The organism is Sporosarcina contaminans (assembly GCF_042679045.1).
Taxonomy (GTDB): domain Bacteria; phylum Bacillota; class Bacilli; order Bacillales_A; family Planococcaceae; genus Sporosarcina; species Sporosarcina contaminans.
This window is the reverse complement of record NZ_JBHTLT010000039.1, coordinates 19399-44575: the sequence shown is the minus strand read 5'-3', so window position 1 is coordinate 44575 and position 25177 is coordinate 19399. Positions and strand designations below refer to the sequence as shown.

Genomic DNA, 25177 nt, shown 5'->3' with positions numbered 1-25177 from the left:
GTCAGTACCTCACTTTCTTTTCAAGCAAGGTTGCCCCGCCTGCAAATAATACAATTGAAATAGTGATATACATAAAAGAACTAAATAGAATGCTCTTCGTATCATTAATAGCCGAAAGAATTCCCCACACAACCGATCCGGCAAAAATTAGGGGCATGACGACCAAAATTGCAAGATGGCTAATCTTATATGCTGTAATTTTGTAGATTACCCAAATGAACAGACTGAATGACATGATCAAACAGCTTGACATGAAAAATGTAATAAAAATATGCGTTGCTCCTGGAAGTCCAAACAAATTAAGCTTTACTTCAGAGGCTCCTGTCACGTACGCAACTCCTGCCGACAAGAGACAAATGAGAAGCGATGAACTGTTCAGCACAAATGCCATAACAACTTTAACGCCAAGAAGCTCCCAGATCGAAGCTGGCGAGTGAAACCAAATATCAGGCTGCTCAATATCTTTATGAAGGCTTTGTAGGAATAGGGCTGTGAAAAAAAACATATGTAAAATCAACCACATATTGACAAGACTGCTCATCTCTAACCGAATATTCCCAACCGAACCTACAACTGATGGCGCCAAACTGAACACACTAATTACCAAATTCGTCAATAGATAGCCAACAAACGACCACTTCATAAGCTGCCATTCTTTGCTTAACAACCCTCTATACGTTGTCATAGACGCACCCTCTTCTCAAACAAAGCAATTCCAGCAAGGAAAAGGCCAATAGTCAAAAGCATTGCAAACATAACTTCACCTACATATAAAACTGTTCCATTCAAAGCGAAATAACCATACTCTAATTCGATATGCGGATTTTTAAGTTTCATCAAATCAATTTTGCCAAACCGGACAAATCTCTCGAAGAATGGTGAACTTGTTATTTCACCGTACACCCTAACTGAAACGATAAATAACAGCAATGTGATAACAAGAGAAAACCCTTTTACAAAAGGCTTCAGCACTTGTTCAATTACAATAAAGAAAAAGCCATAAACCATAAACTGAATCGATGAAAGAAATATGATTGCAATTAACAAAGTTCCAAAGAACAACAGCTCATCAAACATGTCTACTGGATGAGATACTGCTGTTACATATCGAAATGCCACGACAATTACAGGCACGGCTATGCATGCAGCGCCCGAAAGAGTAGCCATTAACATTTTGGCCCCGACGAGCTCAGTAGTCGAAGCAGTTGAATGTAGCCATAAATCGGGACTTTTCATATCTTTGTTAAACATCATCAAAAAATGGATGACAGGCACTAAAATACATGCCCCAGCCGCTATAAAGCAAATTACCATCGTTATCTCAAACACCGAAACTTCTTCTACCGCTAACAACCTTGCAAAAGACGGCAAACCTATTAGTGCCGCAGCCATAAACACAATTATAATGAGCAACGATAACCGCCACTGCACCCATTCTTTCCACAGCAGTCCATTCCATTGTTTCATCAGTCTATCCCCTTCTGTACTGGTGTATTAGTTACATAATACACTGTAACTTGCATTAATGTAAAGCGATATATCTTCATGATTTGATGCTTAGATACCACGTTTCTCATGGAAAAGACTTTCACCATACGACGGTTTCACAGCCCTATCCATACACAATTGCCCCATTCAAATCCACTGTATAAAAAACTGAAACCACTTGCTGCCTATAGCCGTAAATAAGGAAAGGAGCGTGTGAGCAATGAGAACGGATATTCATGAACGACAAATGGAATTGACGATGCTTCGCAATGAACGGAATCGGATTAAAAGAAGATTAGAAGGGGCAGAAAGGCAATTATTAGAAGCGACCAAGCTCCGCGACCAGCTGAAAAACCAACTATCAAAAGAACAGCAAGACGTTGTAAAGTTAGGTAAGTTTTCATTTGCAAATAAACTAAAGGAATGGACGGGCAAATGGGACGCCGAAATGGAGAGGGAAATCAATGAGGTGACAGAGGCGGAGCTTAAATATAATGAGGCTGAAAAAACCGTTGCCGATTTAACGGCTGAAACAGAGCGGTTGAAAGAGAAGATGAACCAACCTGACTTTGCCTATATCGAAGAGGATTGGGCCGATTTTTTAAAAGAAAAGGAAGCGTGGATCCGCCAGCACGATACGGCAGCGAATCGTACGTTGCAGCAAATTGCTGATGATCGGGTAAGAGTACGTTCGATGATTCGTGAAATTGATGAAGCATATGAGGCTGGAGGAAAAGCATTGCGAACGCTGGATGCCGCATTGGATAAGTTAGGCAATGCAGAAGGATTGTCGATGTGGGATACGTTTTTAGGCGGAGGTTTGATCGTTTCGGCTCTAAAATATTCGGAAATGAACAGCTCAGATGACCTCGTACACCGTGCACAGCGAGCACTCCGTCATTACGAAACGGAATTGATGGATGTCCAAAGCCTAGCTTCGGAGTCTTTCAAAGTAAATCAAAATGATTTCTTTACGTTTACGGACATCTTTTTCGATAATATTTTCTCCGACTGGACAGTGCATTCCCGCATTACTGATGCAAAAAGCCAATTGAACACTGTTCATCAAGAAGTTCGAAAAACACAAGATCGCTTAAGGAGAAAAAAAGACGAGGCGCTAGAAGAACTGAAAAGATTGGATCAGCAGGAGCAAGATATTATTGTGTCATAATCGATTTCTCTCTGCTTAGGATTTACGATGTTGCTTGAAAAACTACCTTAATAATCTTTGATCTCTTTCCTTAAAATAGCAGTGTTTGGATTCCGCTGTAGTAGTTAAGGATGTTTGCATTTCGTAACTTGTGCACTTCTGCTACATTTAGATAACAGCGGCAAGACACGCATCATGTCTGCCGCTGTATTAATGCTTACACTATAAATATGAACTGCTATTGTTTAAGTCTCGTTTCAGTCAAATTCCAAAAACTCAATCCGATTGCCAAACGGGTCGAAGGTGAAAAAGCGTTCTCTTCCTGAAATCGGCGCCTCATTTGCTATTTCGTATCCTGCCTTCTCCAAGTCGTTCTTTAGCTCGGCAAGTGAACTAACAACAAATCCTGGATGTGCTTTTTTTGCTGGCATGAAACCTTTCTGAATTCCAATATGAACTTCCTGATTCCCACATTGGAACCAGCAGCCGCCCCTTGCTTTTAGATTTTCTGGCTTTGGGATTTCTTTCATTCCTAACAATTCCCCGTAAAAATGTCTTGCCTGTTCCTCCGAACTATCTGGTGCTGCAATCTGAATATGGTCGATCCCCTTAAGATAATCCATTCTGTCCATCACTCCTTCTATATTCAGTGTATCGGAAGTGACTCATAAGTACTATGACGATAATTCTATCAATTTCAATAAGTTTAACTTATACACTATTGGAGATTACCTACAAAGTTTGTCCATATAAAACATTCATGAGCCTCCTCTCCCAACTCACATGAAAACTTCTTTAAAACGCGCATATTCAAACCTTGTTTTCACAGAAAAAAGCCATCCGACATTATCGGACAGCTCCTTCAGAAACAAAATATCAGTGCTTGATCGATCTTCTTAAGCTACGATGCTCCCTCCGTGCCGGGCCCGTTTCAAACAGTCGCTTTTCGGCATCGGTTTCAGGATAAACACCTGGAACTGGTGTTGGCTTATTGTCTGGGCCCATCGCAACCATTGTCAAAAACGATTCAGTCGTTAGTTTTGATTCTCCTGTCAATAAATTCATCGAGCGCACTGTAACGAACACTTCCATAGACGTTCTTCCCGTAGAGCTGACGACCGCTTCAAGTTCCAAAACATCGCCTACTCTTGCAGAGGATAAAAAATCAACAGAGTCGATTGATGCTGTAACGACGGCTGTTTGGGAGTGCTTCATAGCAGTAATTGCCGCAATTTCATCTATATAAGAAAGCACTTGTCCTCCGAAAATCGTTTGTAAATGGTTTGTATCCGGCGGCAATACTAATTTCGTTTGGATAGTACGCGATTGGCTCATTGGTAATTCGTTCATTGTCATCTTCCTCTCTTTCCACCTTTAGTATACATCTAACTTCATGCAAATAACTTTTTCGCGTACTGATCTGTGAAAGAAAATTTCCCTTCCTGCTTTTTACTTTCATCAACAATTTGTCCAGACTTCATTACATATACTCGGTCACATAAATAATTCACGACCCGCAAATCATGTGAAATGAAAAGGATTGCCATCCCCGTATCCTCATTTAATTGGCGAATCATATCGACAATCTCCTTTTGAATTAACCGATCCAAATTTGATACAATTTCATCTCAAATAAGCAACTTAGGCTGCACTAAAATTGACCTTAATACGTTCACCCTTTGCCGTTCGCCTCCGCTTAATTCAGATGGGCGTCGACTAACATGCGATTTGCTCAATTGAACCTTGTCCAACATCTTGAAAATGTATGCATCGCGGTCAGTCCCTTTCATAGATCGAAGCGGTTCGCGCAAAATTTCCATCACTGTCCAAGAAGGATTCAAAGCGGAGGATGCATGCTGGAAAACGATTTGGCAATTCGAATAATACGAATACAAATCGACAGGTCGTTTTCCGTGGAATAAAATCTCCCCTTCATCGCAATGCTCCAATTGCATAATAATGCGGGCCAATGTACTTTTTCCGCTACCACTCTCTCCAACAATACCGACAAGTTCCCCATCGGCTACATTCAAAGATATTTTGCAAAGCACTTCCTTTTTATGTTTTCCACGGCCATAACTTTTTGAGAGTCTCTCAACTTGCAGCATCATCTCACCTCCGCTTTTCACTTTTTTCCATAACAGCCATTGTCAAAACCTGCTATTCAATAAACGCTTCGTATAGCTATCTTCCGGCCGCTCCAATACTTCACTCACAATGCCCGTTTCTACGACTTTCCCTTTATGCATAACGACCATATCATTTGCTGCATTTGCAACGATATCTAAATCATGAGTAATTAGCAGCACAGTCGTGCCATGTTTTTCATTTAATACGCGAAGCTCTTTTAGAAAGTCTTCCCGTACCTCCATATCTAAAGCAGAAGTCGGTTCATCGGCAATCAACAAATCCGGCTCAACGTATAATGCACAGGCAATCATACATCGTTGAAGCATGCCTCCGGATAACTCGTGCGGATATTGATTCAATACGTCATGCGGTAAACGAAGGTCATTCATAATCCTGCCCATTTTCTTCTTAAATTGAATGTTATTATCATTAATCCGCCCAGCGGAAAACGCATATAACTGCCGAGCCATCCTTATAGCTAATTTAAAACTGCTTGATGCGTCTTGAAATATTGTAAAAACTCGGCGCCTTCGCAGCTCTACTATTTCAGTATGAGAAGCCTCGAGCAAATTTTTACCTTCGAATAAAATCGTCCCTTCAACCCGAGCGGCAGGGGGCAATAGCCGTAAAATAGCAGCCACAGTCATACTTTTTCCACTGCCACTCTCACCAATTAGTGCCGTGATCTTTCCTTTGCGAATAAAAAATGAACTGTCCTTAACGATCGGCGTATTTCCAATTTTAATCGTAAGTCCACTCACTAGTTCAGCTTGACGCCTCGCGCTTTTCTTTTTAGCGCAAGCTCACCTGCCACATGCAACATTAACTTCTCCTGCTCAACCGGAGATAACTTCAATTCCATCCACCTCTTTTATATTTGTTTAAGACTTCGGACTAATCGAAATAAAAAAATGATCGTTACCGCCCGTTTTCTCCTACACAAAGAAGAACCAAGACAACTTCTGCTTTTATAAGCTGTTTTTGGAAATTTGATTGCATACGAAATAAAGTTAGGGCCTTGCTATTTTTCCCTAGCTGCTTCTGTTCTATTCACTTTTATATTATTTTAGCATTTTGCATGAACATGCATGTAATGGACAGGTGTCCGTTGATTGGGACCCGGCAAGAGCAGGTCGTTGTGGGGTTGTTGAGGTTTGCTGCTAAGTAATTATATGATATCTGAGATTCATTGGCAACCTCTTTGCAATAAACGAGTTATCTATGAATAAATATCCATCGGCTATATAATGAAGCTTTCTTTTAATTTGCTGAGGTTAACCAATTTATTCACTATAGTTCAAGAGTTGCTGAAACGAAAAATCGCAATAAATAAAGGCCGCCCCTTAGGACGACCCTACTGTTTCCCTCACAGCATCTTGCCGCTTCATCACTTTCTCATCATGCAAATGGCAGGCGACAAAATGTCCCTTCTCCTTCTCCAACCAATTCGGCTTCAACTCCGCACATACCGGCATGGCGTATGGACAACGGGTCCTGAACACACAGCCTGAAGGCGGATTAATAGGACTTGGCAATTCACCTTGCAACAATATCCGTTCACGTGATTCTTCAATGTCCGGATCTGGTATCGGGATTGCTGACAACAACGCTTCCGTATAAGGATGTAGCGGTTTCTCATACAACTGCGCACTAGAAGTAAGTTCTACCATATGTCCCAAATACATGACGCCGATCCGATTGGAAATATATTTTACCATCGACAAATCATGTGCTATGAATAAATATGTCAGCCCCTTTTCACGTTGCAAACGTTGCAGAAGCTTCACCACCTGAGCTTGTACAGACACATCCAAAGCAGAAATCGGCTCATCAGCGATAATAAAATCCGGATCTAATGCTAAGGAACGTGCGATGCCGATCCGTTGCCGCTGACCTCCTGAAAACTCGTGTGGATATCGGTTCGCATGATCTCTATTTAACCCGACATCCTCTAATAATTCATTAACCCTTGCACGCATTTCCTCCGCTGTCTTATACATGCCGTGTATTTGCATTGGCTCAGCAATAATTTCGTAAACCGTCGACCGTGGGTTTAAAGACGCATAAGGATCTTGAAAGATCATTTGCACTTTCTTCAAAAAACGTTGACGTTCCTTATCTGTCATATCATGTACGCTTTGCCCTTCATACAAAACATCGCCGTCCGTCTTATTATACAAACCTAAAATCGTCCGACCGGCAGTCGACTTCCCGCAACCCGACTCTCCAACAAGACCAAACGTCTCTCCACGAACAATATCAAAGCTGATCCCATCCACAGCTTTCAATGTCTGCTTCCGCCCGACTTCAAAATGCCTTTTTAAATCCTTTACGGATAAAATCACTTTATCTGACATATCAATTCCCCTCCGTTCCGTATCTACGAACGCCACAAAGCTCACGCTCCAACTTGGATCCAGCCAACTTCAGCAATTCAATGGACTGGCCTGTCGATGGGGAATGCAAAAGCAAACCATTTCCAAAGTAAAACCCAACATGCCGGACATTTCCTTTCCCTTCATCATTTGCAAAGAACAACAAATCCCCTGTTTCCCATTTCTCCGGCTGCGACAACGGTACCTCTTCCCCGCCCCTCGCTTGATCACCAGCATCACGGGGAATCCAATGCCCGCAAGCCTTTAGCATATTATAAGTGAAGCCTGAACAGTCATAGCCGTACGATGACATACCGCCCCAGAAATAGGGCAGGTCTAAAAATTTCATTCCTTCATAAACCGCATCAGCGGCCGTTTTTTTATCAAACTGATGGACAGAAGGGGCACGTTGTACATCCACTTTGCGAATAAGCGCTTCCCCATCTGGTGTTTCAACAATAAAATGTTCCTTTCTTTCATCTGTTAAAGGCAATATGGCGTTGAATGGAATGATAACTGTCGGATCTCCATCCATACTCCAAAGCTGCGCCTTACCTGATGAAACTCTTACAAATCCCCCAGCTTCCTTCAATTGCTTTGCGCTTTTCAGCTGTGTGAGTGGCACCCATCCCGGATATCCCCGTTCATCCTTTTTCGATGCTTGCCAAACCGCAATCACTTTCGCCCAATCACCAGCCACTTCATCGACGATAATCGGCTCTCCATACAACAGCTGTGTCTGAACTCTATTTCCATTGCATAAATCGAAACGTTCCTTATACGCCAACTTCTCAAGCCATTTCGACAAATGTACCGGATTCGATATACCTTCCGCATCAATTTTCCTCGGTGATTCCGGCGATGTCCAAATCGTCGCTACAGGAACTGCACATACATACATATTCACTGATGGCTCCGTCATTTCTTTGCCTCCTTCAACGCCTGATCCATTTCCTTCCCTATAAGGCCAAGCCCTGGCAAAGGAGAGAAACGGATTGATTTACCTTCGTATTGGATACCGCCCACCACGACATCTTTGGATAACATAAGTGGCGCATCAAAATCGAAACGTGTCACATTCGATTGGCTTGCTGCAAAATGAGCTGCTGCGGTAATGCCCAACTTTGTCTCAATCATGCTGCCAACCATGCATTCAACACCATTCGCTTCTGATAAAGCATTGATCTTCAAAGCTTCATGGATACCACCTGATTTCATCAACTTAATGTTCATCAAATCCGCCGCTCGCATTCCCAAAAGTCGAAGCGCATCTTTCGGGCTAAACACACTTTCATCAGCCATAATCGGCGTTAATGTCCGATCCGTTACATACTTTAGCCCCTCGAGATCATCCGCGGACACTGGCTGTTCAATCAATTCAATGTCAAGTCCTGCATCTTCCATCTTGCCAATCGCAAATACAGCCTCTTTCGGATGCCATCCTTGATTGGCATCAAGCCGAATTTTTACATCCTTGCCGACTTTATTACGAATTGCACGGATGCGGCCAATGTCTTCCGCAATCTCACCAATTCCCACTTTCACCTTCAGCACATCGAATCCTTGAGCGACATACCGCTCAGCATCCTCTGCCATTTCTACCGGATCATTCACACTGACTGTAAAGTCCGTTTCCAATTCGTGTCGATTGCCACCTAAGAACTGATACAGTGGCAAGCCTGCCACTTGGCCAATTAAATCATAAATGGCCATGTCGACAGCCGCCTTTGCACTCGTATTGCGGACGATCGACCTTTTCAATGTACGAAACAATGATTCCCGCTCCCGAATATCAATTCCGATCAGCTGAGGTCCAATTACCTCGGTAATCGCATATTCAATGCTTGCCAGCGTATCACCCGTAATGACATGAGTCGGCGGCGCCTCTCCCCACCCGACTCTGCCATCTTCGTCTGTCAATTTTACAAATACGGAATATGCTGTTGTCACGGTTCGTAAAGCCGTCTTGAAAGGTTTTATGAGCGGAACTGAGACGCGCATCGTTTCAACTTTCCGAATCCGCATCATTCCACCCCCGGCAACAATGTCAAGGAACGTTCGTCAGCATTTAACCGAGCTTCCGCACCTAACGGAATGGCAAAATGCGGTTCGCAATGGCCTATCTTAAACCCTTTCACAACTGGCTTGCCTAATCGGCCTACATAATGATCGAACACCTCATCCAATGTCAACGACTCTTTCCGCTTCTTCGGCTCTGCATCCGAAAAATCACCGATAATGATGCCTGCTGCATCCGTCAATTTATCGGCCATCCGCAGTTGATTCAACAAACCATCCACACGATAAGGTTCTTCACCGACATCTTCAATGAACAGCAATTTCCCTTTTGTCTCCACTTCGTATCTTGTTCCAATTGTATTCGCAAGCAATGATAGATTGCCGCCGACAATTTCCCCCGTAACCACGCCGCCCGATAACGATTCAAGCGGAGAAATGCGTTCATCATAATGGAGCTCCATCGGCTCAAACAACTGCTCAAACATTTTAGCGGATAAAGGGTGAAAGGATTCCTTTCCGACACAGGATGCCAACATTGGCCCATGAAACGTTATAAGATTTGTATAGCGTCCAATCGCCGTATGCAAAAATGTAATATCGCTAAACCCCCAAAATATTTTCGGATTGTCACGAATTAAATCAAAATCAAGTTTGTCCGTATATCGTGCTGAGCCATAGCCACCGCCCGCACAAATAATACCTTTCACTTCTGGATCGGCAAACATAGCATGCAAATCGTCTAAGCGTTCATCATCCTTTCCAGCCAAGTAACCATATTGATCCTTCACATGCTCGCCGAACTTCCACTTCAGTCCAAGGCCCTCCAAAAATGTTAAAGATCGCTCAAGGCTCTCTTGATTGGGCGGGCTTGAAGGCGACACAATCCCAATCATATCTCCACTTCGCAACCTCTCTGGCCGTATCTTCATCTCCCCATCTCCTTAAAACGCATAAATAAAATCCGCATAAATCAAGATAGCATTGCAAAATTGAACTTAAAAACGCATTATTCCATCGAACAAGCGCATAAACTTATAAGAAAACTTATCTACTCCCCCCTCCACGCTTAAACCGACTCAACAACGCATATAAATCCACTTTCCAGCACTTATTAGCGAAACTGTTAATCTATCAAAGGTACCAAGTCGGCACCGTACCAATCCTCCAAACTTGCAAACGATCGGTGACTAAAACTGAAAAAATCGCGGCGCCATGACGGACACCGCGACTGTTCATCAGTTCTTATCAGCGTATTTCAAATCGACATAGCCGACAGGATGACGCAGAATACCGGTTACACCCGGTTTTTCAAGTGTTGTCTGGTTGTAAAAGTATAGTGGGAACACTGGCATTTCTTCCATAAGTAGACGGTCTGCCTCTTGCAACAATTCCCAACGCTTGTTTTCATCTGTTTCATTTTTAATATCCGCAATTAACTTATCGTATTCCGCGTTCGACCAAGTCGTACGGTTCATAGAAGAGTCAGTTATGAAACTCTCAAGCGCATTGACAGGGTCTGCATAGTCATGCAAGAAGGACGAACGGGACATTTGATATTTGAACTCTTTCTGTTCGGATAGGAATACCCCTGCCTCTACATTTTGCAACTCCACATCAACACCTAACACTTCTTTAAATTTTGATTGAAGTGCTATTGCAATGTTTTGGTGCGATTCGCTTGTAGAATACGTAATCGTCACTTTTGGAAGTTCCGTATAACCTTCTTCTTTCATTCCTTCTTCTAACAGCTTTTTCGCTTCATCGGGATTATAGGAAACGAGATCTCCAACCGTGTCACGGAATTCCTTGCCATCAGGGCCTATGAAACCATATGTGACAAAACCATGTGCAGGTTTCTCTCCATTTTTCGTTACATATTCAACAATCTCTTCTTGATTTACCGCAAGACCAAACGCTCTGCGAATCTTCTTATTCGTGAAAGGCTCCATCGAAGTATTGAAGCGGTAGAAATACAAACCTGCTTCATCATCTACGCGCAGCTCATCACTATCTTTCAATTGTTCGGCAATCTCAGCCGGAACTCCTGAAACATCCAACTCATCGGATTGATACATTTGGTATTCAGTAGTTGTATCATTTACCATTGCCCAATGGACTTTATCCAATTTCACAGCGTCTGCATCCCAGTAATGTTCGTTTTTCTCAAATTCGAAACTGACATCGTGATCCCAAGCAGTCAACTTAAATGGTCCATTGCCAACAAACGTCGCTGCATTTGTATGCCAAGTCGGATCTGCTGAAGCGACCTTCTCATTGATCGGGAAGAAGCTTGGATTCGTAATGATGTTCAAGAACGCTTCGTTTGGAGAAGTGAGCTTCACAACAAAAGTTTTTTCATCCGGCGCTTCAATTGCAATATCATCTGCAGATCCCTCACCGTTATTGTACGCCTCAGCTCCTTCGATAAAGTATGCTAAAAACGCTGCCGGAGAAGCTGTTTCCGGATCTAACATATGCTTCCATGCGTAAACGAAATCACCTGCAACGACCGGATCGCCATTCGACCATTTAGCGCTATCACGGATTGTAAAAGTGTACGTTAAACCATCATCGGATACATCAATTTTTTCTGCAGTTGCTTCTACAGCCTGATGATTTTCATCCAAGCGCGTAAGGCCTTCCATAATATTGTTCAATGGACTCCAAGAAACTGCGTTAAATCCAATGGATGGGTCAAACGAAGTCGGTTCCTCTCCATTGTTCAAGTACAAAATCTTTTCTCCAGATGTTGCCTCTCCTGCAGCTTCATCATCTTTTTCCTCATCTGATGGCGTTGCAGAGTCAGTATTCGTGTCTGCTGGCTCCTTCCCTGCATCTTTGTTCGCCGTACATGCCGCCAAGAATAGCGCCAACATTCCAACAACTAAAAAGATCAGCCACTTTTTCAATTCAAAATCCCCCTTTTTTGAACCGCTATTGTGAAAAGCACTTTCGTGCGACAAACCTACAAATAACCCATTCCTCTTCTATACATATGCTCCGAAAAGCTTCTTAGCTCTTTCGTCTTGCAGCCAACAATCCACTTGATGTGTAATTGACAGACTTGTCGTCGCAGGGTAGACTCGTTCGCAAACTTCCATCGCGAAAGGGCATCTAGCAGTAAATGGACAGCCAACAGGTGGAGCAAACAGATCTGGAGGTGTCCCTTCAATCGGTTGCAGCTCCTCTTCTTTTAAATCAAGCCGTGGTACCGAAGAGAGCAGCCCTTTTGTATAAGGATGTTGAGGAGAATAAAATACTTCCCGCTTCTCTCCGATCTCAATGACCTTCCCTGCATACATGACCGCAATTCGATCCGCAATTTTTGCGACAACACCTAAATCATGAGTTATCAAAATGATCGATACACCTGTTCTTTCTTGAATTTCCTCAAATAATTCAAGGATTTGTGCCTGTATCGTAACGTCCAACGCTGTCGTCGGCTCATCTGCAATTAATAGCTCCGGCTCGCATATGAGCGCGATTGCAATAACAATTCGCTGACGCATCCCTCCAGAAAATTGGTGCGGGTATTGTTTCATACGCTCCTCGGGATTTGGAATCCCAACAAAATTCAGCAATTCAATCGCTTTCTTTTTCGCTTCCGTCTTGCTTATTTTTTTATGTGTACGCAACCCTTCCGTCAATTGCTCTCCAATTTTTATAGTCGGATTGAGTGCGGTCATCGGATCTTGGAAAATCATTGATATATCCACGCCTTGCACTTGCCGCATTTCCGATTTTGAAAGACGCGTTAAATCTCTCTCTTTAAATTGAACTTTCCCTTTGTGGATACGAGCTGCTGGTTGGGGGAGTAATCCCATGATCGTATTGGCAGTGACACTTTTTCCACATCCCGATTCCCCAACAATAGCTAATGTCTCCCCTTTAAACAAATCAAATGAAACGCCACGCAGCGCCTGCACTTCACCACCGAACGTCTTGAACGACACGTGCAAATCTTGAACAGATAGAATTATTTCGGAAAACACTTTTCTCCTTTTTTTCGACTTTGCTAACCTCGGATTCGTCGCTATTGCCGTTCCGCCTTGCCCCTCATCCCTCGATGTTCTATTTTGTCCATTCAATTCATTCACCCCCTCAGTTTCGGATCAAGTGCATCCTGCATACCGTCACCGAGGACGTTGAATGCAAACATCGTCATGGAAATAAAAAATGCCGGGAAGAATAAACGCCACCAATGGCCCGATAAGATGACAGGGATGGCATCATTTGCCATTACACCCCAGCTCGCTACCGGAGCTTGAATACCCAATCCTAAGAAACTCAAAAAGGCTTCCGCAAAAATTGCACTCGGAACGGTCAATGTCATTTGGACAATGATCGGTCCCATCGTATTCGGCAATAAATTCTTCCGAATAATCCTCGGTGTCTTTGCACCGAAAGACTTCGATGCCGTTACAAATTCATAGTTTTTTATTTGCAATACTTGTCCCCTGACAATACGAGCCATTCCGACCCAACCGGTAATCGTCAATGCTACGATAATTGTCGTCAAGCTTGGCCCCATTAACACCATCAATAAAATAACTACTAACAAATGAGGAAGACCATAAAGAATTTCGATGATTCTCATCATGACCGTATCTGTTCTTCCACCTTTATAGCCGCTAATGCCTCCATAAATAATACCGATGAAAAAGTCAATTAAGGCTGCCGCTACCCCGACAAATAAAGAAACTCTCGCGCCGTACCAAGTCCGTGTAAAGACGTCCCATCCTTTTTCATCCGTACCGAACCAGTGTTTGGCGCTTGGCGGCTGATTTTGGTTTGCATATTGTGTAACCGTTATATCATGAGGTGAAAAGATTGGTGCGAAAATGGCAAACATCGTCAAGATGATTAAAAATACCAATCCGCTCATCGCCAATTTATTTTTCCGAAGCCTCCTCCAAGCGTCTTTCCAATAAGAAAGCGATGGACGGACAACCGTTTCTGCTTGCTTCCTGCTTTTCTCCTTCGGCTTAAACCACTCATCTGGAACAGGAGTTGGTGACTGATGAGCTACCATCACGCATCCCCCTCCTTCCGATGAAGCTTAATGCGTGGATCAAGGAACCCATACACAATATCAACGAGAAATAACATAAATACTAAAAATGCGCTATAAAAAACTGTCGATCCCATAATGACTGGATAATCTCGGTTATTGATGCTTTCAACGAAATATTTCCCCATACCTGGGATGGCAAAAATCCTTTCAATTACGAATGTACCCGTTAAGATACCTGCAAGCATCGTTCCCATAATTGTCACGACCGGCATGAGAGCATTCCGCAATGCATGACGGACGACAATCCGAAATGGCGATAAACCTTTCGCCCTTGCCATCTTCATATAATCTTGAGTGAGCACTTCCAACATGCTCGACCTTGTCAAACGCGCGATAATCGCTGTCGGGCCAGTTGCCAAAGCCAATGTAGGCAAAATCATATGGAGTGGACTACTCCAAGTTGCTGGTGGCAGCCATTTCAAATTGACAGCAATTTGTTGGATTAACAGAGTTGCCAATACAAAGTTCGGAATCGATATTCCAACGACCGCGAAAGCCATAGCTGAATAATCAAGAATGCCATTATGGCGCAAAGCAGCTAACGTACCTAATACAATGCCGGAAATGACCGCGACCAAAATGGTCACCATTCCTAACTCAAATGAAATCGGAAATCCTCTTGCAAGCAATGTATTTACTGATTCATTCGGTTTTTTAATCGATGGGCCAAAATCAAACGTAACGATTGATTTTAAATAATGAATATATTGAATATGCATTGGCTCATCCAATTTATAAAACTTCTCCAAATTGGCTTGGATCGTTGGATTGGAAGTCCGCTCTTCGTCAAAAGGAGAACCTGGTATTGCGTGCATTAAGAAAAAAGTCAATGTCGCAATAATGAGGATTGTCGCGATCATCATGAAGAATCGTTTTAATATGTAAATCGCCAAGCGCTTTTCCCCCTAACAGTATTTCGTCTGCATTGCCAATTCCACCATGACGAGCATAGCTCGATACGCCTCCAAGATGTCTTTCGCTTCAAATTTTACAATGGTCGTCCCGGGCTCTATTTTGCAACCCGGCATCAGCGCTGCCCATTCTGCCTGACCGTAGTTTGTAAATTCAATTCGCAAAGTCGGATTTTCCGGCGGCAACAAAGGTTGAATGGAATCCCTTTTTGCAATCGCCTCAGCAGTTTTCTCTTCAATTAATGCGTGTGCCTTTGAAGGGTGCAATGTCTTCACAGCCGACCGAGAAATGGTTTCCTTCACAGCTGCAGTTACAATTCCGGGAATCAATTCTTCCGCTTCTTTACAAGCACAATCATCCCCCGCAACCATTATGACCGGTACACCGTAATAGCCCGCTACATACGCATTGAACCCCAATTCCCCGATTTCTACATCATTGATATACATTGTCCGTACGCCAAACGTCATCGAATGGCTCATCACACCAAACTGGCCTGCTCGCGCATGATACCCTGCAAAAATCGCCCCATTAAATGAATCATCGAGCGCTTGAACCATAGAAAACGCTTTCAAATCTCCCGTTATTAAATCTGCAGCTGGATGCAATTCCTCAACTAATAAGTTGTTCATCTTCGAATGGCTATCATTAATCAGCACCTCTTTTGCCCCGTGTCCGATAGCCGCTCGAACAATCGCATTCGCTTCCTCTGTCATAATACGTCGCGCCCGCTCATAATTATGCCTCGATGAATCTACAAACGTATAATCCGGTAACCCCGTAATCCCTTCCATATCAACGGAAACGTAAATTTTCACACCGCACTCCCCCATAATATAACTCTATTAATTGATTAGTAGGTAATTTCAATCCTATCAAATTTTTATGAATATTACAATGTGAAATTAATAAATATACAGTTAACTGCCATAATTGAGACGAGTATCAATGATAATAAAACCACTGCCCAATTAAGGACAGTGGTTATGAAACATTTTTCCAATCTAATTCAATAATACTGATAGCATTACTCAGAAACTGCCCACTTCCACGGACGTGCATTTTCTGAACCTGGTTCTTCTGAATAGTTAACAACACGCTTGTTAACACCTGTTAAGTAGTAACGGTACACAGTAGGTGCAACCGGAACCTCATCAGCCATTAATGCTTGCCATTGCTTGTAAATATCTTTACGGTACTCTGGATCAAATGCTTTTTCAGATGTTCCTGCAGCTAACAGTTCGTCGTTCTTCTCGCTTGTGAAACGTGAATAGTTGAACGCCGATGTTCTGCCATAGATACCTGATGGATCAGGGTCGGAAGCAACGCTCCAAGCACCTTGGAAGATATCAATCTTAGGTTCATCTGCTTTTACCATATCATAGAACGAGTTAAATTCATGTAAACGGCCGTCAAGAAGTTGGACTTTAATACCAACATCTGCCCAGTTTTGCATGTAGTATTGTGCAATCGGTTGAGCTGTTTCTCCACCTGACATTGAAGCGAAGTTTAATACGAATTCATTGCCATCTGGATCTTCACGGAATCCATCACCATCAACATCAACAAATCCTGCTTCATCTAACAAAGCTTTTGCTTTTTCTGGATCATATGATGGCGTTTCAAGATCTGCATCATGGAAGCTTTCAAATACAGGAATAATCAGAGATGTCGCTGGGTAACGTAGACCGTGGTATAGTTCTTTACCAATTGTTTCGTTATCCATTGCGTACCACATTGCTTGACGTACACGTTTGTCAGCAAATTTTGAATTTGGATCCATAATATTTTCTTTCTTTTCCTCATCCCACTTACCAAGCTTAAATCCAATATATGTGTAAGCATAATCAATAGCACCCAAAATCTCGATATTGTCAATGTCTTTCGCATTTAAATATTGATCTGTTGGGATTGAAGCTAGATCTACATCGCCTTTTTTAAGCGATTCAAGAACTGTAGCTGTGCTTACCACTTTCAGAACGATTGACTTAAGAGCCGGCTTGCCTCTCCAATAATCTTCATTTCGTTCGAACAAAACTGATTCACCCGGTACAATTTTTGCAACCTTGTAAGGGCCGAAACCAATTGGATTCATACGGATCTTATCGGAGGATTCAATTTCTTCTATAGTCGTTTCACCAGTCATGATATCTCCTACATAATGTCGTGGAACTGGGTAAGCCCAAATCCCAGACATCAATGAAGGAGTTGCCTCTGTATAAGTAATTGTAATTTCTTTATCATCGTCTGAAACTGTAATCCCGGAAATTTCAGTAGTTTCTCCTGCATGGTACTCAGGCATACCTTCAACGTTTTGAATTAAGAAAGTGTATCTCTCACCGACATAATCAGGGTGTCCAAGCAACTGGTAAGCATACAAAAGGTCACTTGCCTTTACCGGCTCGCCGTCATGCCAGTTAACCCCATCACGGATTTTAATTGTAATTGTTTTCTTGTCATCGGAAAGTTTGTATTCAGCAGCACCTTCGTTTGTGATCAAATAGTCACCGTCAGATGCAAGTAGTCTCTCATCGAAATACTGTAAAATCTCCGCATCATATACACCAGAATAGAAAACACGGTTAAGTGTACCTTCAAATGGAGTATCCGTCACCATTCCAACAGTCATTTCTCCGTCTTCGATAGGCTCCGCATTATTGGAAACCTCTAACGGAAAATCGATATTAGTTGACGACTCTTCCGCCTCTTCTTCGTCCTCCCCTTTTGTTTCTTCTTGCTCTTTTTCCGGTTCTTTGCCCGGTTCTTTTTCTCCGGAGCCTTCTTTGTCTTTGCCGGAGCATGCAGCCAAGAATACGCTGAGAACAAGCAACAGACTAGCTAGTAGCATAAACTGCTTCTTTGCCATTGTAATACCTCCCCTTATTTTTTAGGCTAATCTCTGCCTCGCATCGGACGCACGTTTTACCGCTTGGCCGATATAATTTATACACAACATCATTACTAAAATTAGTAATGCTGCAGGTAACCAAACCCACCACTTATTTTGCACCAAATCAGGATTTCTTGCGAAGCCAATGAGTGTTCCAAGAGATGGCGTTCCATCCGGCAAACCGAAACCTAAGAAAGTAAGCCCTGTTTCCAAGCCGATATTTCCTGCTAATGTAAGTGTCATATTTACAATAACCAACGAACTTATATTTGGAAACATTTCAAAAAGCATGATCTTCCAACTTGGTGTTCCTAAAGTTCTTGAAGCATTAATATAATCAAGCTCTCTTTCTTGTATAGCCCTTGAACGAACTAATCTTGCCTTACCAAACCAATAGAGTAGACTCATAATTAATACAAAAGATAGTACATTATAGTTTGGAATAATCACAACTAATACTATGACAATCATCAAAGTTGGTAAAACCATCAAGAACTCAAGAATACGCATCATAATATTATCGACAACACCACCGAAGTAACCGGAGATCAATCCATATGTGAGCCCGATGGAACCAGCAAATAAAGTTACTAACAGACCGATTGTAAATGAGTTGCGTGTACCTAATAACATTAATGAGAAAACATCCCGACCACCGTCATCCGTTCCTAACCAGTTCTCTGCGGAAGGCGGTTTCCAGTTATTAAAGAAGTTGACCCTTTTCATTTCCACTTGGTCGATAAATAATGGAGATGAATAGGCGACAATCAAAATCACAGTTAAAATGCATAATGAAATTAATGCTACTTTATCGTGGATAATTTCTCTCCAGACCGTCTTGGCAAAGGACGGGTTATTCTTTTTTTCTTGGGCAATGAGCTGTTTACTATCAATAGTAGTTTTTGTAGCCATGTTCTTTTCTCCTTTCCATCTTTATCATTCAATGCGAATACGCGGATCAACGATGCTCAAAATAATATCAGACAACATCGTACCGACAATTATCGCAATTCCCGAAAGCATGACAATCGCGGTAACTACCTGATAGTCACGCAATAAAATGGAATCTAAGAAAAGTCGCCCAAGCCCTGGATAACTATAGATCGATTCGACAAAAATCGAACCGCCAATCAATCCTGTAATTTCAAGACCTAAGAATGCAGCAATCGGCAAAAGTGAATTTCTGAAAATATGGCGTGTATAAACTTTACCTTCTGGAACTCCTTTAGCTCTTGCCGTTTTTACATAATCTTTTACTTTTTGATCAATAATATCATTTCGCAAATATTGAATGGTAGAATATGTGGCAAGTAAAGCAGTTGACATGACAGGCAAAAATAAATGTTTAGCCCTACTTACAATATATTCCCAAGTTCCTGCTTCTATCTTAATATCAACACTTCCCCCTGAAGGGAACCAGTTCAATATAAAACTAAAACAAAATAGCATTAATAGAGCGAAAACGAACAAAGGTGTAGCAAATGAAACATAGTTATAAGTAACAATTAGCTTATCCGCCCATGAATCTGTCCATCGCCCTGCTATGATACCTAACGGCAATGCAATAATGTAAGTTACAATCAAAACGAAGAAATTTAATAAAATTGTGTTTTCTAATCTTCCTGCAATAACGGTAGTTACCGGTTGTTTATGCGTATAAGATTTGCCAAAATCCCCAGTGACCGCGTTTCCAATCCATCGTCCATATTGAACATACCATGGATCGTTTAACCCGTATTTCTCTCTAATCTCTTCCATACGCTCAGGAGTAACATCAGGATTTCCCATAAATGCCCCAGTGACTGCGTCTCCAGGCATTGCCTTCGCAAGCACGAAGATGATCAGGCTCAAAAGAATAAGCTGGGGAATCATGAGCAACGTCCTACGTAAAATGAATTTTAGCATTTCTCATTCTCCCCCTTACTGCATGGCTACGGAATGTGTGTCTGAAAGCTTTTTCAAATCAAACATCCGTCCATCTTTATCGAAATAAGTGTTATATTCTTTTTGATATTCCTGATTGATCGCTTGACGAAGATGCATCTTCTCAAACCGTTTTTCAGGATTCATTTCTGGGATTGCCGCGATCAACCTTTTCGTATAAACATGCTGTGGATTATTGTAAATCTCATCCGCAGTACCTTCCTCTACAAAACGTCCTCGATACATAATGCCAATCCGATCGCACATATGTTGAATAATGCCTAAGTCATGCGAGATGAATAGATAGGTCAAATTAAAATCCTCTTGAATCTCTTGCATGAAGTTCAGTACTTGAGCTTGTACAGAAACGTCAAGCGCTGAAACCGGTTCATCGGCGATGATCAGTTTCGGCCTCAACGCAAGCGCTCTAGCAATGCCGATACGCTGACGCTGCCCTCCGGAAAATTGATGCGGATATTTATAGATAGATTCAGGGCTTAGTCCGACCCTTTCAACTAATTCTTGCACTTTAATAAGCTCTTCTTTGGCTGATAGTCTTTCAAAATTTCTCAGTGGTTCGGCAATAATACTCAAGACATTCTTTCTTCCATTTAAAGAAGAGTATGGATCTTGGAAAATCATTTGAATATCTTTCGTATATTTGCGCCGCTCCGCACGTCTCATTTTGGCAAGGTCTTTGCCTTCAAATAGCATTTCACCAGAGGTTGCTTTATTCAGCCCGATAATCGCTCTCCCCGAAGTTGTTTTGCCGCATCCTGATTCACCGACAAGGCCATACGTCTCGCCAGGTTGCAGTTCGAAACTGATTCCGTCGACCGCCCTTACACTGTCGACGACCCTGCGAAAAAAACCGCCACGGATCGGATAATGTACTTTTAAATCATTAACTTTCAGTAGTGACATATTCTCTCTCTCCTACTCTGTCCTCAGGGAAATAGAACGTTTTGTAGCATGTGCAACGAACGAAATGGTTCGGTTCTGCCTCATGCATTTCCGGTTGTTCTTCATGATCTTGTTCTGGAATCCAATTGATCCGTGGTGCAAAGCGGCATCCTGTCCGATCAAGATTTTGAATTGAAGGGACAATACCGTCAATAACGTGCAGTTTTTCTTTTGCTTCTAAGTTTGAAGGGATTGAATTTAGCAAGGACCTTGTATAAGGGTGCAACGGATTTTGGAATAATTCCTGTACCTCAGCAATTTCCACTACTTCACCCGCATACATGACGACAACACGATCCGCCATTTCAGCAACAACCCCTAAATCATGTGTGATCAGAATGATTCCAGTCTTCATCTGATTTTGCAATTCTTTCATCAGATCCATAATTTGTGCTTGGATCGTGACGTCCAAGGCCGTCGTTGGCTCATCCGCTAAAAGCAAGACCGGGTCGCAAGAAAGCGCAATGGCGATGACGACACGCTGCCTCATCCCTCCCGATAATTCATGCGGATATTGCCCATAGACGCGTTGTTCGTTTTTAATACCGACTCTTCTAAGCAATTCGAGTGTTCGTCTCTTCTTTTCAGCTGCTGACAGCTTCGTATGATAATCCATTGGCTCTTCAATTTGCCTTCCAATCGTCGCAAGAGGGTTTAACGCAGTCATCGGATCTTGAAAAATCATTCCGATATCCTTCCCTCTCACTTTGTTAAGTTTAGAAGGGGAAAGTGTTAATAAATTTTGCCCTCCAAAATTTACCTGCCCCTCCAATTTAGTGTTTTTTAGGTTGTGTAATCCCATGATGGAAAGAGCCAATGCACTTTTACCACAACCCGATTCCCCTACAATAGCGACTACCTCATTTTCATAGACTGTCAAGGATACTCCATCAACCGCAGCATAATAGTCTCCTTTAATACTAAATGAGGTGCGTAGATCCTTGATCTCCAAAACCGGGTTTTTCAATTGAACGTTCCCCCTTATGTATCTCTCTTTAAACGAACACTTTTCAGAATTTGATTAAAGTTCTTGAAATCAATATACTACACAACCTTAACTCTGACAATACTGTTTTTTTAGAATATCTTAATATTAACTTATTTCTAATATGACAAACATATTACAAACGTTGATTTGAAAGCGTTTGCAAATTTACAGAAACGTAAAGAATTTTTCGTTTGATCAACGAATAAAAAAACAGAACTGCTTACCGATTTCCCGGTTCGCACTTCTGTTCGCCTTCATTTTATTTATTAATTATTAGTAGAACTTGTTGTAGAAGATGCTACAAATGCAGCCATTGTAGCTGCCATAACAGCTTGTTGCGCTTGAAGGATCATTTCAACAGATGTAGCAAGACTTACACTGACTTGCCCCGTACTATCATCAGTCAAATGATAGAGCACATAACCGATGGCCACTGACAAAGCCATTTCCCGATTCCACTTGAACGGCTTTGAATGCTCTAACTGCTTTGTTAATTGTACAATGTCATCAATTTTTTCATTATCTACTTGAAAAATGGCAAGAAATCCAACCATTGGATAATGTACTTGCGTCGCCTTCGTTTCCCGCTTTAGCTGCTTAAAAATTTCATCCGCTCTTTCTACATACTGTTCATTATATTCTACATCGATATAAGTCATAATTTGCGACAGCCACTGCAGCTCATTACCTGAACGATAACGTTTCTCCCGGAAAGCATCATAGTATTTCCGCATATTGGCTGCATGCCTTTCAGGGTTTTCACCATTTTTGCTAAGCAGTACAGCATATGCATAATCGTCATCTGAGGTTAAAAAATAATGCTGTTTTTTCATCGCATCGAATAGCATTTTCGCCTTGCGGGCTTCATCCGTATATTCCGATGGATTATCCGTCATAAGAAAAGCCGCCAAAAAGGAATGAATCGTATTGCGAAATCCTTCTCCACGCAAAACCTTTTGCTTTTCAAACAAACGGTCCACCTCTTCATCGATTTTTCTATCGGAATGAGCTAAAAAAGCAGCAATCACTGGCATGAGCTGCCCTCGTATAGGAGAAAACCAACCGGTCCGCGATTTTAATGTTTCCATCGCCCTGTTAAACGCTGCTGCGTCAAATTCCCTTTCAGCGGTGAGATAATATGATGCAATCGTTAAAACGACATTTTTATCGACACTCCACCCTGCCAATGACTTTACTTTTTCATATGTTGTCTCAACGTCATGCCTAATCATATCTGTTCTCATTCCGCACCTCTCCTTTCTTATATGTACGAACGGAGAAGGCAAAAAGTTTCAATAGTTGGACCGTTGAATGGATGCATTGACTAACTGTTGAATCATCCTCCGGTCTTCGCGATAGAAAGCATCCACAATCGCACTACCGACAATCACACCATCTGCTGAATGATTCAATTGCTCAATATGTTCAGGGAAAGATACTCCGAAGCCAGCCAATACGGGGACTGGACTATTTTGCTTAATCCGCTCTAAATAACTGGATAGGTCGCTATCAAAGCCTTTTCGGATTCCCGTAATCCCCTTTACCGTAACCGCGTATATGAATCCTTCCGCATTCTCGGCGATCCGTTTAATTCTCTCGGTAGAGCTTGTCAACGACACCAATTGGATAAGCGCAATATCTTTCTCCTCAAGAACTGCTGCTAATAAAGCCGACTCCTCTAACGGTAAATCCGGAACGATCAAACCGCTTACTCCACTTGCTTGGCATATTTCAACGAACTCTGTTGCACCAATAGAGAGAATCGGGTTTAAATAACTCATGATAATAACAGGAACATGGACTTCCTCTTTGAATGAAGAAAGGGTATATAGCACTTTTCGCAACGTTGTTCCTAAAGCGATAGAACGCTCTCCCGCCTTTTGAATCACTTCTCCATCCGCTACCGGATCTGAAAAAGGAATGCCAATTTCAATTGCCGTTACGCCGATCTCTTGCAAGAAAAGAATCTTTTCGTGTAAACTATCCAACCCTCCATCCCCGGCCATAATATAAGGGATAAAAGCTTTTTTTCCGTCTTCAATACAGCGCCTAATCTCTTGTTCCAATGTTTTCATTTCCCAACACCTCCCAATGCATCGCGAACCGTTTGAACATCCTTATCCCCGCGTCCCGACAAACAAATTACAACAATTTCATCGTGGCTCATTTTCTCAGCCAATTCTGCAGCAAACTGTACTGCATGCGCACTTTCAAGCGCTGGGATAATTCCTTCTGTCTTAGATAGCAATTGTAAGCCGGAGAGCGCCCCTTCATCCGTCACGGATGTATAGTGAACCCTTCCAATCTCATGTAAATGGCAATGCTCGGGACCAACCGCAGGATAATCAAGGCCAGCAGAAATCGACTGGGCTTCCTCTATCATTCCATCTGAATCTTGCAGAACATACATATAGGCACCGTGCAATACTCCTTCTTTTCCTCCGGCAATTGCCGCTGCATGCAATCCGCTTTCAATTCCACTTCCGGCTGCTTCCACCCCGTATAGAGCAACCTGTTCATCTTCAAGAAATGGGTGGAACATACCAATCGCATTGCTTCCGCCACCGATACAGGCTACAACTGCATTAGGCAACCGTCCCTCTTTCTCCAAAATTTGAAGCCTTGTTTCTGCGCCAATTATTCGTTGAAAATCCCTGACGATTTTCGGAAACGGATGGGGCCCTAATGCCGAGCCTAAGATGTAATGCGTATCATCCACATTGGCCACCCAATAGCGTAAAGCTTCGTTTACAGCATCTTTCAATGTGCCGGATCCCTTTTCAACCGAAACAACTTTCGCTCCTAATAACTCCATCCGAAACACATTCAACTCCTGCCTCCGAATGTCTTCCTTTCCCATGAATATTACACATTCCAATCCGAACAAAGCACAAGCTGTAGCAGTCGCCACCCCGTGCTGGCCTGCTCCCGTTTCTGCCACAATCTTTTTTTTGCCCATCCGTACGGCAAGCAAAGCCTGACCGATAGAATTGTTAATCTTATGTGCACCTGTATGATTCAAATCTTCTCGCTTCAAATAAATTTTCGCTCCGCCGATCATCTTCGTTAGACGTTCTGCAAAATACAATGGATTCTCCCGTCCAACATAATCCTTCAAATAATATGAAAGCTCATCTTGAAAAACTGTATCGTTCGTCGCTTCCTCATAAGCCTCCTCTAACTCAATCAATGCTGACATCAACGTTTCAGGCACATATTGGCCACCAAACTTTCCGTATCTCCCCTTGCTCAACTCAACTGCCAT

General features: G+C 42.4%; 25 protein-coding genes and 1 pseudogene. 1 reads left to right on the top strand and 25 read right to left on the bottom strand.

Going from position 1 to position 25177, the window contains the following annotated elements:
* Position 1: 1 nt before the first annotated feature.
* Positions 2 to 685, bottom strand: a complete 684-nt coding sequence (locus ACFQ38_RS08265; protein ID WP_381480352.1) for a hypothetical protein — start codon at positions 683 to 685, stop codon at positions 2 to 4.
* Positions 682 to 1467: a hypothetical protein gene (locus tag ACFQ38_RS08260; protein WP_336824085.1), complete on the bottom strand. Its 786-nt coding sequence runs from the start codon at positions 1465 to 1467 to the stop codon at positions 682 to 684. Before ACFQ38_RS08260 ends, ACFQ38_RS08265 begins: the two co-directional genes overlap by 4 nt.
* 241 nt (positions 1468 to 1708) lie before the next feature.
* Between ACFQ38_RS08260 and ACFQ38_RS08255 the strand changes: the two genes are divergently transcribed.
* Positions 1709 to 2659, top strand: coding sequence for a hypothetical protein (locus ACFQ38_RS08255; RefSeq protein ID WP_336824086.1), 951 nt, complete (start codon positions 1709 to 1711; stop codon positions 2657 to 2659).
* 236 nt (positions 2660 to 2895) lie between these two features.
* On the opposite strand, the gene ACFQ38_RS08250 is transcribed toward ACFQ38_RS08255, so the two are convergent.
* From ACFQ38_RS08250 to trpB, 23 genes and pseudogenes are all read right to left on the bottom strand, one after another.
* Complete coding sequence (locus ACFQ38_RS08250; protein WP_381480351.1) at positions 2896 to 3261, bottom strand: VOC family protein; 366 nt, start codon at positions 3259 to 3261, stop codon at positions 2896 to 2898.
* Positions 3262 to 3514: 253 nt separating this feature from the next.
* The gene (locus ACFQ38_RS08245) at positions 3515 to 3994 is read right to left on the bottom strand and encodes an acyl-CoA thioesterase (RefSeq protein ID WP_336824088.1); all 480 of its coding nucleotides are present in this window, start codon (positions 3992 to 3994) and stop codon (positions 3515 to 3517) included.
* A gap of 35 nt (positions 3995 to 4029) precedes the next feature.
* Complete coding sequence (locus ACFQ38_RS08240) at positions 4030 to 4215, bottom strand: ATP-binding cassette domain-containing protein (protein ID WP_381480350.1); 186 nt, start codon at positions 4213 to 4215, stop codon at positions 4030 to 4032.
* Between the two features lie 51 nt (positions 4216 to 4266).
* Positions 4267 to 4746, bottom strand: a complete 480-nt coding sequence (locus ACFQ38_RS08235) for an ABC transporter ATP-binding protein (protein ID WP_381480349.1) — start codon at positions 4744 to 4746, stop codon at positions 4267 to 4269.
* A gap of 42 nt (positions 4747 to 4788) precedes the next feature.
* On the bottom strand, positions 4789 to 5529 hold the full coding sequence (locus ACFQ38_RS08230; protein WP_381480348.1) for an ATP-binding cassette domain-containing protein: 741 nt from the start codon (positions 5527 to 5529) through the stop codon (positions 4789 to 4791).
* Between the two features lie 2 nt (positions 5530 to 5531).
* A pseudogene (locus ACFQ38_RS08225) lies at positions 5532 to 5624 on the bottom strand (urease subunit gamma); the annotation flags it as partial.
* 487 nt (positions 5625 to 6111) lie between these two features.
* Positions 6112 to 7125, bottom strand: coding sequence for an ABC transporter ATP-binding protein (locus ACFQ38_RS08220; protein WP_381480347.1), 1014 nt, complete (start codon positions 7123 to 7125; stop codon positions 6112 to 6114).
* A 1-nt stretch (position 7126) separates the two neighbouring features.
* Positions 7127 to 8065 (bottom strand): C40 family peptidase, encoded by a 939-nt coding sequence (locus ACFQ38_RS08215; RefSeq protein WP_336824092.1) that lies wholly within the window; start codon positions 8063 to 8065, stop codon positions 7127 to 7129.
* Complete coding sequence (locus ACFQ38_RS08210) at positions 8062 to 9168, bottom strand: mandelate racemase/muconate lactonizing enzyme family protein (protein WP_381480346.1); 1107 nt, start codon at positions 9166 to 9168, stop codon at positions 8062 to 8064. The genes ACFQ38_RS08215 and ACFQ38_RS08210 overlap by 4 nt, the downstream gene beginning before the upstream one ends.
* A complete protein-coding gene (locus ACFQ38_RS08205) occupies positions 9168 to 10091 on the bottom strand; it encodes a S66 peptidase family protein (protein ID WP_381480345.1) in 924 nt (307 codons plus the stop codon). The genes ACFQ38_RS08210 and ACFQ38_RS08205 overlap by 1 nt, the downstream gene beginning before the upstream one ends.
* Positions 10092 to 10397: 306 nt before the next feature.
* The gene (locus ACFQ38_RS08200) at positions 10398 to 12071 is read right to left on the bottom strand and encodes a peptide ABC transporter substrate-binding protein (RefSeq protein ID WP_381480344.1); all 1674 of its coding nucleotides are present in this window, start codon (positions 12069 to 12071) and stop codon (positions 10398 to 10400) included.
* 78 nt (positions 12072 to 12149) lie between these two features.
* A complete protein-coding gene (locus ACFQ38_RS08195; protein WP_381480380.1) occupies positions 12150 to 13154 on the bottom strand; it encodes an ABC transporter ATP-binding protein in 1005 nt (334 codons plus the stop codon).
* A 101-nt stretch (positions 13155 to 13255) separates the two neighbouring features.
* The gene (locus ACFQ38_RS08190; RefSeq protein WP_381480343.1) at positions 13256 to 14194 is read right to left on the bottom strand and encodes an ABC transporter permease; all 939 of its coding nucleotides are present in this window, start codon (positions 14192 to 14194) and stop codon (positions 13256 to 13258) included.
* Positions 14194 to 15129, bottom strand: coding sequence for an ABC transporter permease (locus tag ACFQ38_RS08185; protein ID WP_336824097.1), 936 nt, complete (start codon positions 15127 to 15129; stop codon positions 14194 to 14196). Before ACFQ38_RS08185 ends, ACFQ38_RS08190 begins: the two co-directional genes overlap by 1 nt.
* A 12-nt stretch (positions 15130 to 15141) precedes the next feature.
* Positions 15142 to 15966: a M55 family metallopeptidase gene (locus ACFQ38_RS08180; RefSeq protein ID WP_381480342.1), complete on the bottom strand. Its 825-nt coding sequence runs from the start codon at positions 15964 to 15966 to the stop codon at positions 15142 to 15144.
* 209 nt (positions 15967 to 16175) lie between these two features.
* Positions 16176 to 18014: an oligopeptide ABC transporter substrate-binding protein gene (gene opp4A, locus ACFQ38_RS08175; RefSeq protein WP_381480341.1), complete on the bottom strand. Its 1839-nt coding sequence runs from the start codon at positions 18012 to 18014 to the stop codon at positions 16176 to 16178.
* Positions 18015 to 18035: 21 nt separating this feature from the next.
* The gene (locus ACFQ38_RS08170) at positions 18036 to 18950 is read right to left on the bottom strand and encodes an ABC transporter permease (RefSeq protein WP_381480340.1); all 915 of its coding nucleotides are present in this window, start codon (positions 18948 to 18950) and stop codon (positions 18036 to 18038) included.
* A gap of 24 nt (positions 18951 to 18974) precedes the next feature.
* On the bottom strand, positions 18975 to 19943 hold the full coding sequence (gene opp4B / locus ACFQ38_RS08165) for an oligopeptide ABC transporter permease (RefSeq protein WP_381480339.1): 969 nt from the start codon (positions 19941 to 19943) through the stop codon (positions 18975 to 18977).
* Positions 19944 to 19958: 15 nt separating this feature from the next.
* Complete coding sequence (locus ACFQ38_RS08160) at positions 19959 to 20885, bottom strand: ABC transporter ATP-binding protein (RefSeq protein ID WP_381480338.1); 927 nt, start codon at positions 20883 to 20885, stop codon at positions 19959 to 19961.
* A complete protein-coding gene (locus ACFQ38_RS08155; protein WP_336824910.1) occupies positions 20866 to 21891 on the bottom strand; it encodes an ABC transporter ATP-binding protein in 1026 nt (341 codons plus the stop codon). The genes ACFQ38_RS08160 and ACFQ38_RS08155 overlap by 20 nt, the downstream gene beginning before the upstream one ends.
* Positions 21892 to 22178: 287 nt before the next feature.
* Positions 22179 to 23156 (bottom strand): DUF4003 family protein, encoded by a 978-nt coding sequence (locus ACFQ38_RS08150; RefSeq protein ID WP_381480337.1) that lies wholly within the window; start codon positions 23154 to 23156, stop codon positions 22179 to 22181.
* A 48-nt stretch (positions 23157 to 23204) separates the two neighbouring features.
* Complete coding sequence (gene trpA, locus ACFQ38_RS08145; protein WP_381480336.1) at positions 23205 to 23987, bottom strand: tryptophan synthase subunit alpha; 783 nt, start codon at positions 23985 to 23987, stop codon at positions 23205 to 23207.
* Positions 23984 to 25177 carry a tryptophan synthase subunit beta gene (trpB, locus tag ACFQ38_RS08140; RefSeq protein ID WP_336824913.1) on the bottom strand — a complete coding sequence of 398 codons (1194 nt, stop codon included), beginning with the start codon at positions 25175 to 25177 and terminating at the stop codon, positions 23984 to 23986. The genes trpA and trpB overlap by 4 nt, the downstream gene beginning before the upstream one ends.

Coding starts and splice junctions, on each gene's coding strand:
- ACFQ38_RS08265 (WP_381480352.1), bottom strand. CDS start 685: ATGACAACGTATAGAGGGTTGTTAAGCAAAGAATGGCAGCTTATGAAG.
- ACFQ38_RS08260 (WP_336824085.1), bottom strand. CDS start 1,467: ATGAAACAATGGAATGGACTGCTGTGGAAAGAATGGGTGCAGTGGCGG.
- ACFQ38_RS08255 (WP_336824086.1), top strand. CDS start 1,709: ATGAGAACGGATATTCATGAACGACAAATGGAATTGACGATGCTTCGC.
- ACFQ38_RS08250 (WP_381480351.1), bottom strand. CDS start 3,261: ATGGATTATCTTAAGGGGATCGACCATATTCAGATTGCAGCACCAGAT.
- ACFQ38_RS08245 (WP_336824088.1), bottom strand. CDS start 3,994: ATGACAATGAACGAATTACCAATGAGCCAATCGCGTACTATCCAAACG.
- ACFQ38_RS08240 (WP_381480350.1), bottom strand. CDS start 4,215: ATGATTCGCCAATTAAATGAGGATACGGGGATGGCAATCCTTTTCATT.
- ACFQ38_RS08235 (WP_381480349.1), bottom strand. CDS start 4,746: ATGCTGCAAGTTGAGAGACTCTCAAAAAGTTATGGCCGTGGAAAACAT.
- ACFQ38_RS08220 (WP_381480347.1), bottom strand. CDS start 7,125: ATGTCAGATAAAGTGATTTTATCCGTAAAGGATTTAAAAAGGCATTTT.
- ACFQ38_RS08215 (WP_336824092.1), bottom strand. CDS start 8,065: ATGACGGAGCCATCAGTGAATATGTATGTATGTGCAGTTCCTGTAGCG.
- ACFQ38_RS08210 (WP_381480346.1), bottom strand. CDS start 9,168: ATGCGGATTCGGAAAGTTGAAACGATGCGCGTCTCAGTTCCGCTCATA.
- ACFQ38_RS08205 (WP_381480345.1), bottom strand. CDS start 10,091: ATGAAGATACGGCCAGAGAGGTTGCGAAGTGGAGATATGATTGGGATT.
- ACFQ38_RS08190 (WP_381480343.1), bottom strand. CDS start 14,194: ATGGTAGCTCATCAGTCACCAACTCCTGTTCCAGATGAGTGGTTTAAG.
- opp4A (WP_381480341.1), bottom strand. CDS start 18,014: ATGGCAAAGAAGCAGTTTATGCTACTAGCTAGTCTGTTGCTTGTTCTC.
- ACFQ38_RS08170 (WP_381480340.1), bottom strand. CDS start 18,950: ATGGCTACAAAAACTACTATTGATAGTAAACAGCTCATTGCCCAAGAA.
- opp4B (WP_381480339.1), bottom strand. CDS start 19,943: ATGCTAAAATTCATTTTACGTAGGACGTTGCTCATGATTCCCCAGCTT.
- ACFQ38_RS08160 (WP_381480338.1), bottom strand. CDS start 20,885: ATGTCACTACTGAAAGTTAATGATTTAAAAGTACATTATCCGATCCGT.
- ACFQ38_RS08150 (WP_381480337.1), bottom strand. CDS start 23,156: ATGAGAACAGATATGATTAGGCATGACGTTGAGACAACATATGAAAAA.
- trpA (WP_381480336.1), bottom strand. CDS start 23,987: ATGAAAACATTGGAACAAGAGATTAGGCGCTGTATTGAAGACGGAAAA.
- trpB (WP_336824913.1), bottom strand. CDS start 25,177: ATGGCAGTTGAGTTGAGCAAGGGGAGATACGGAAAGTTTGGTGGCCAA.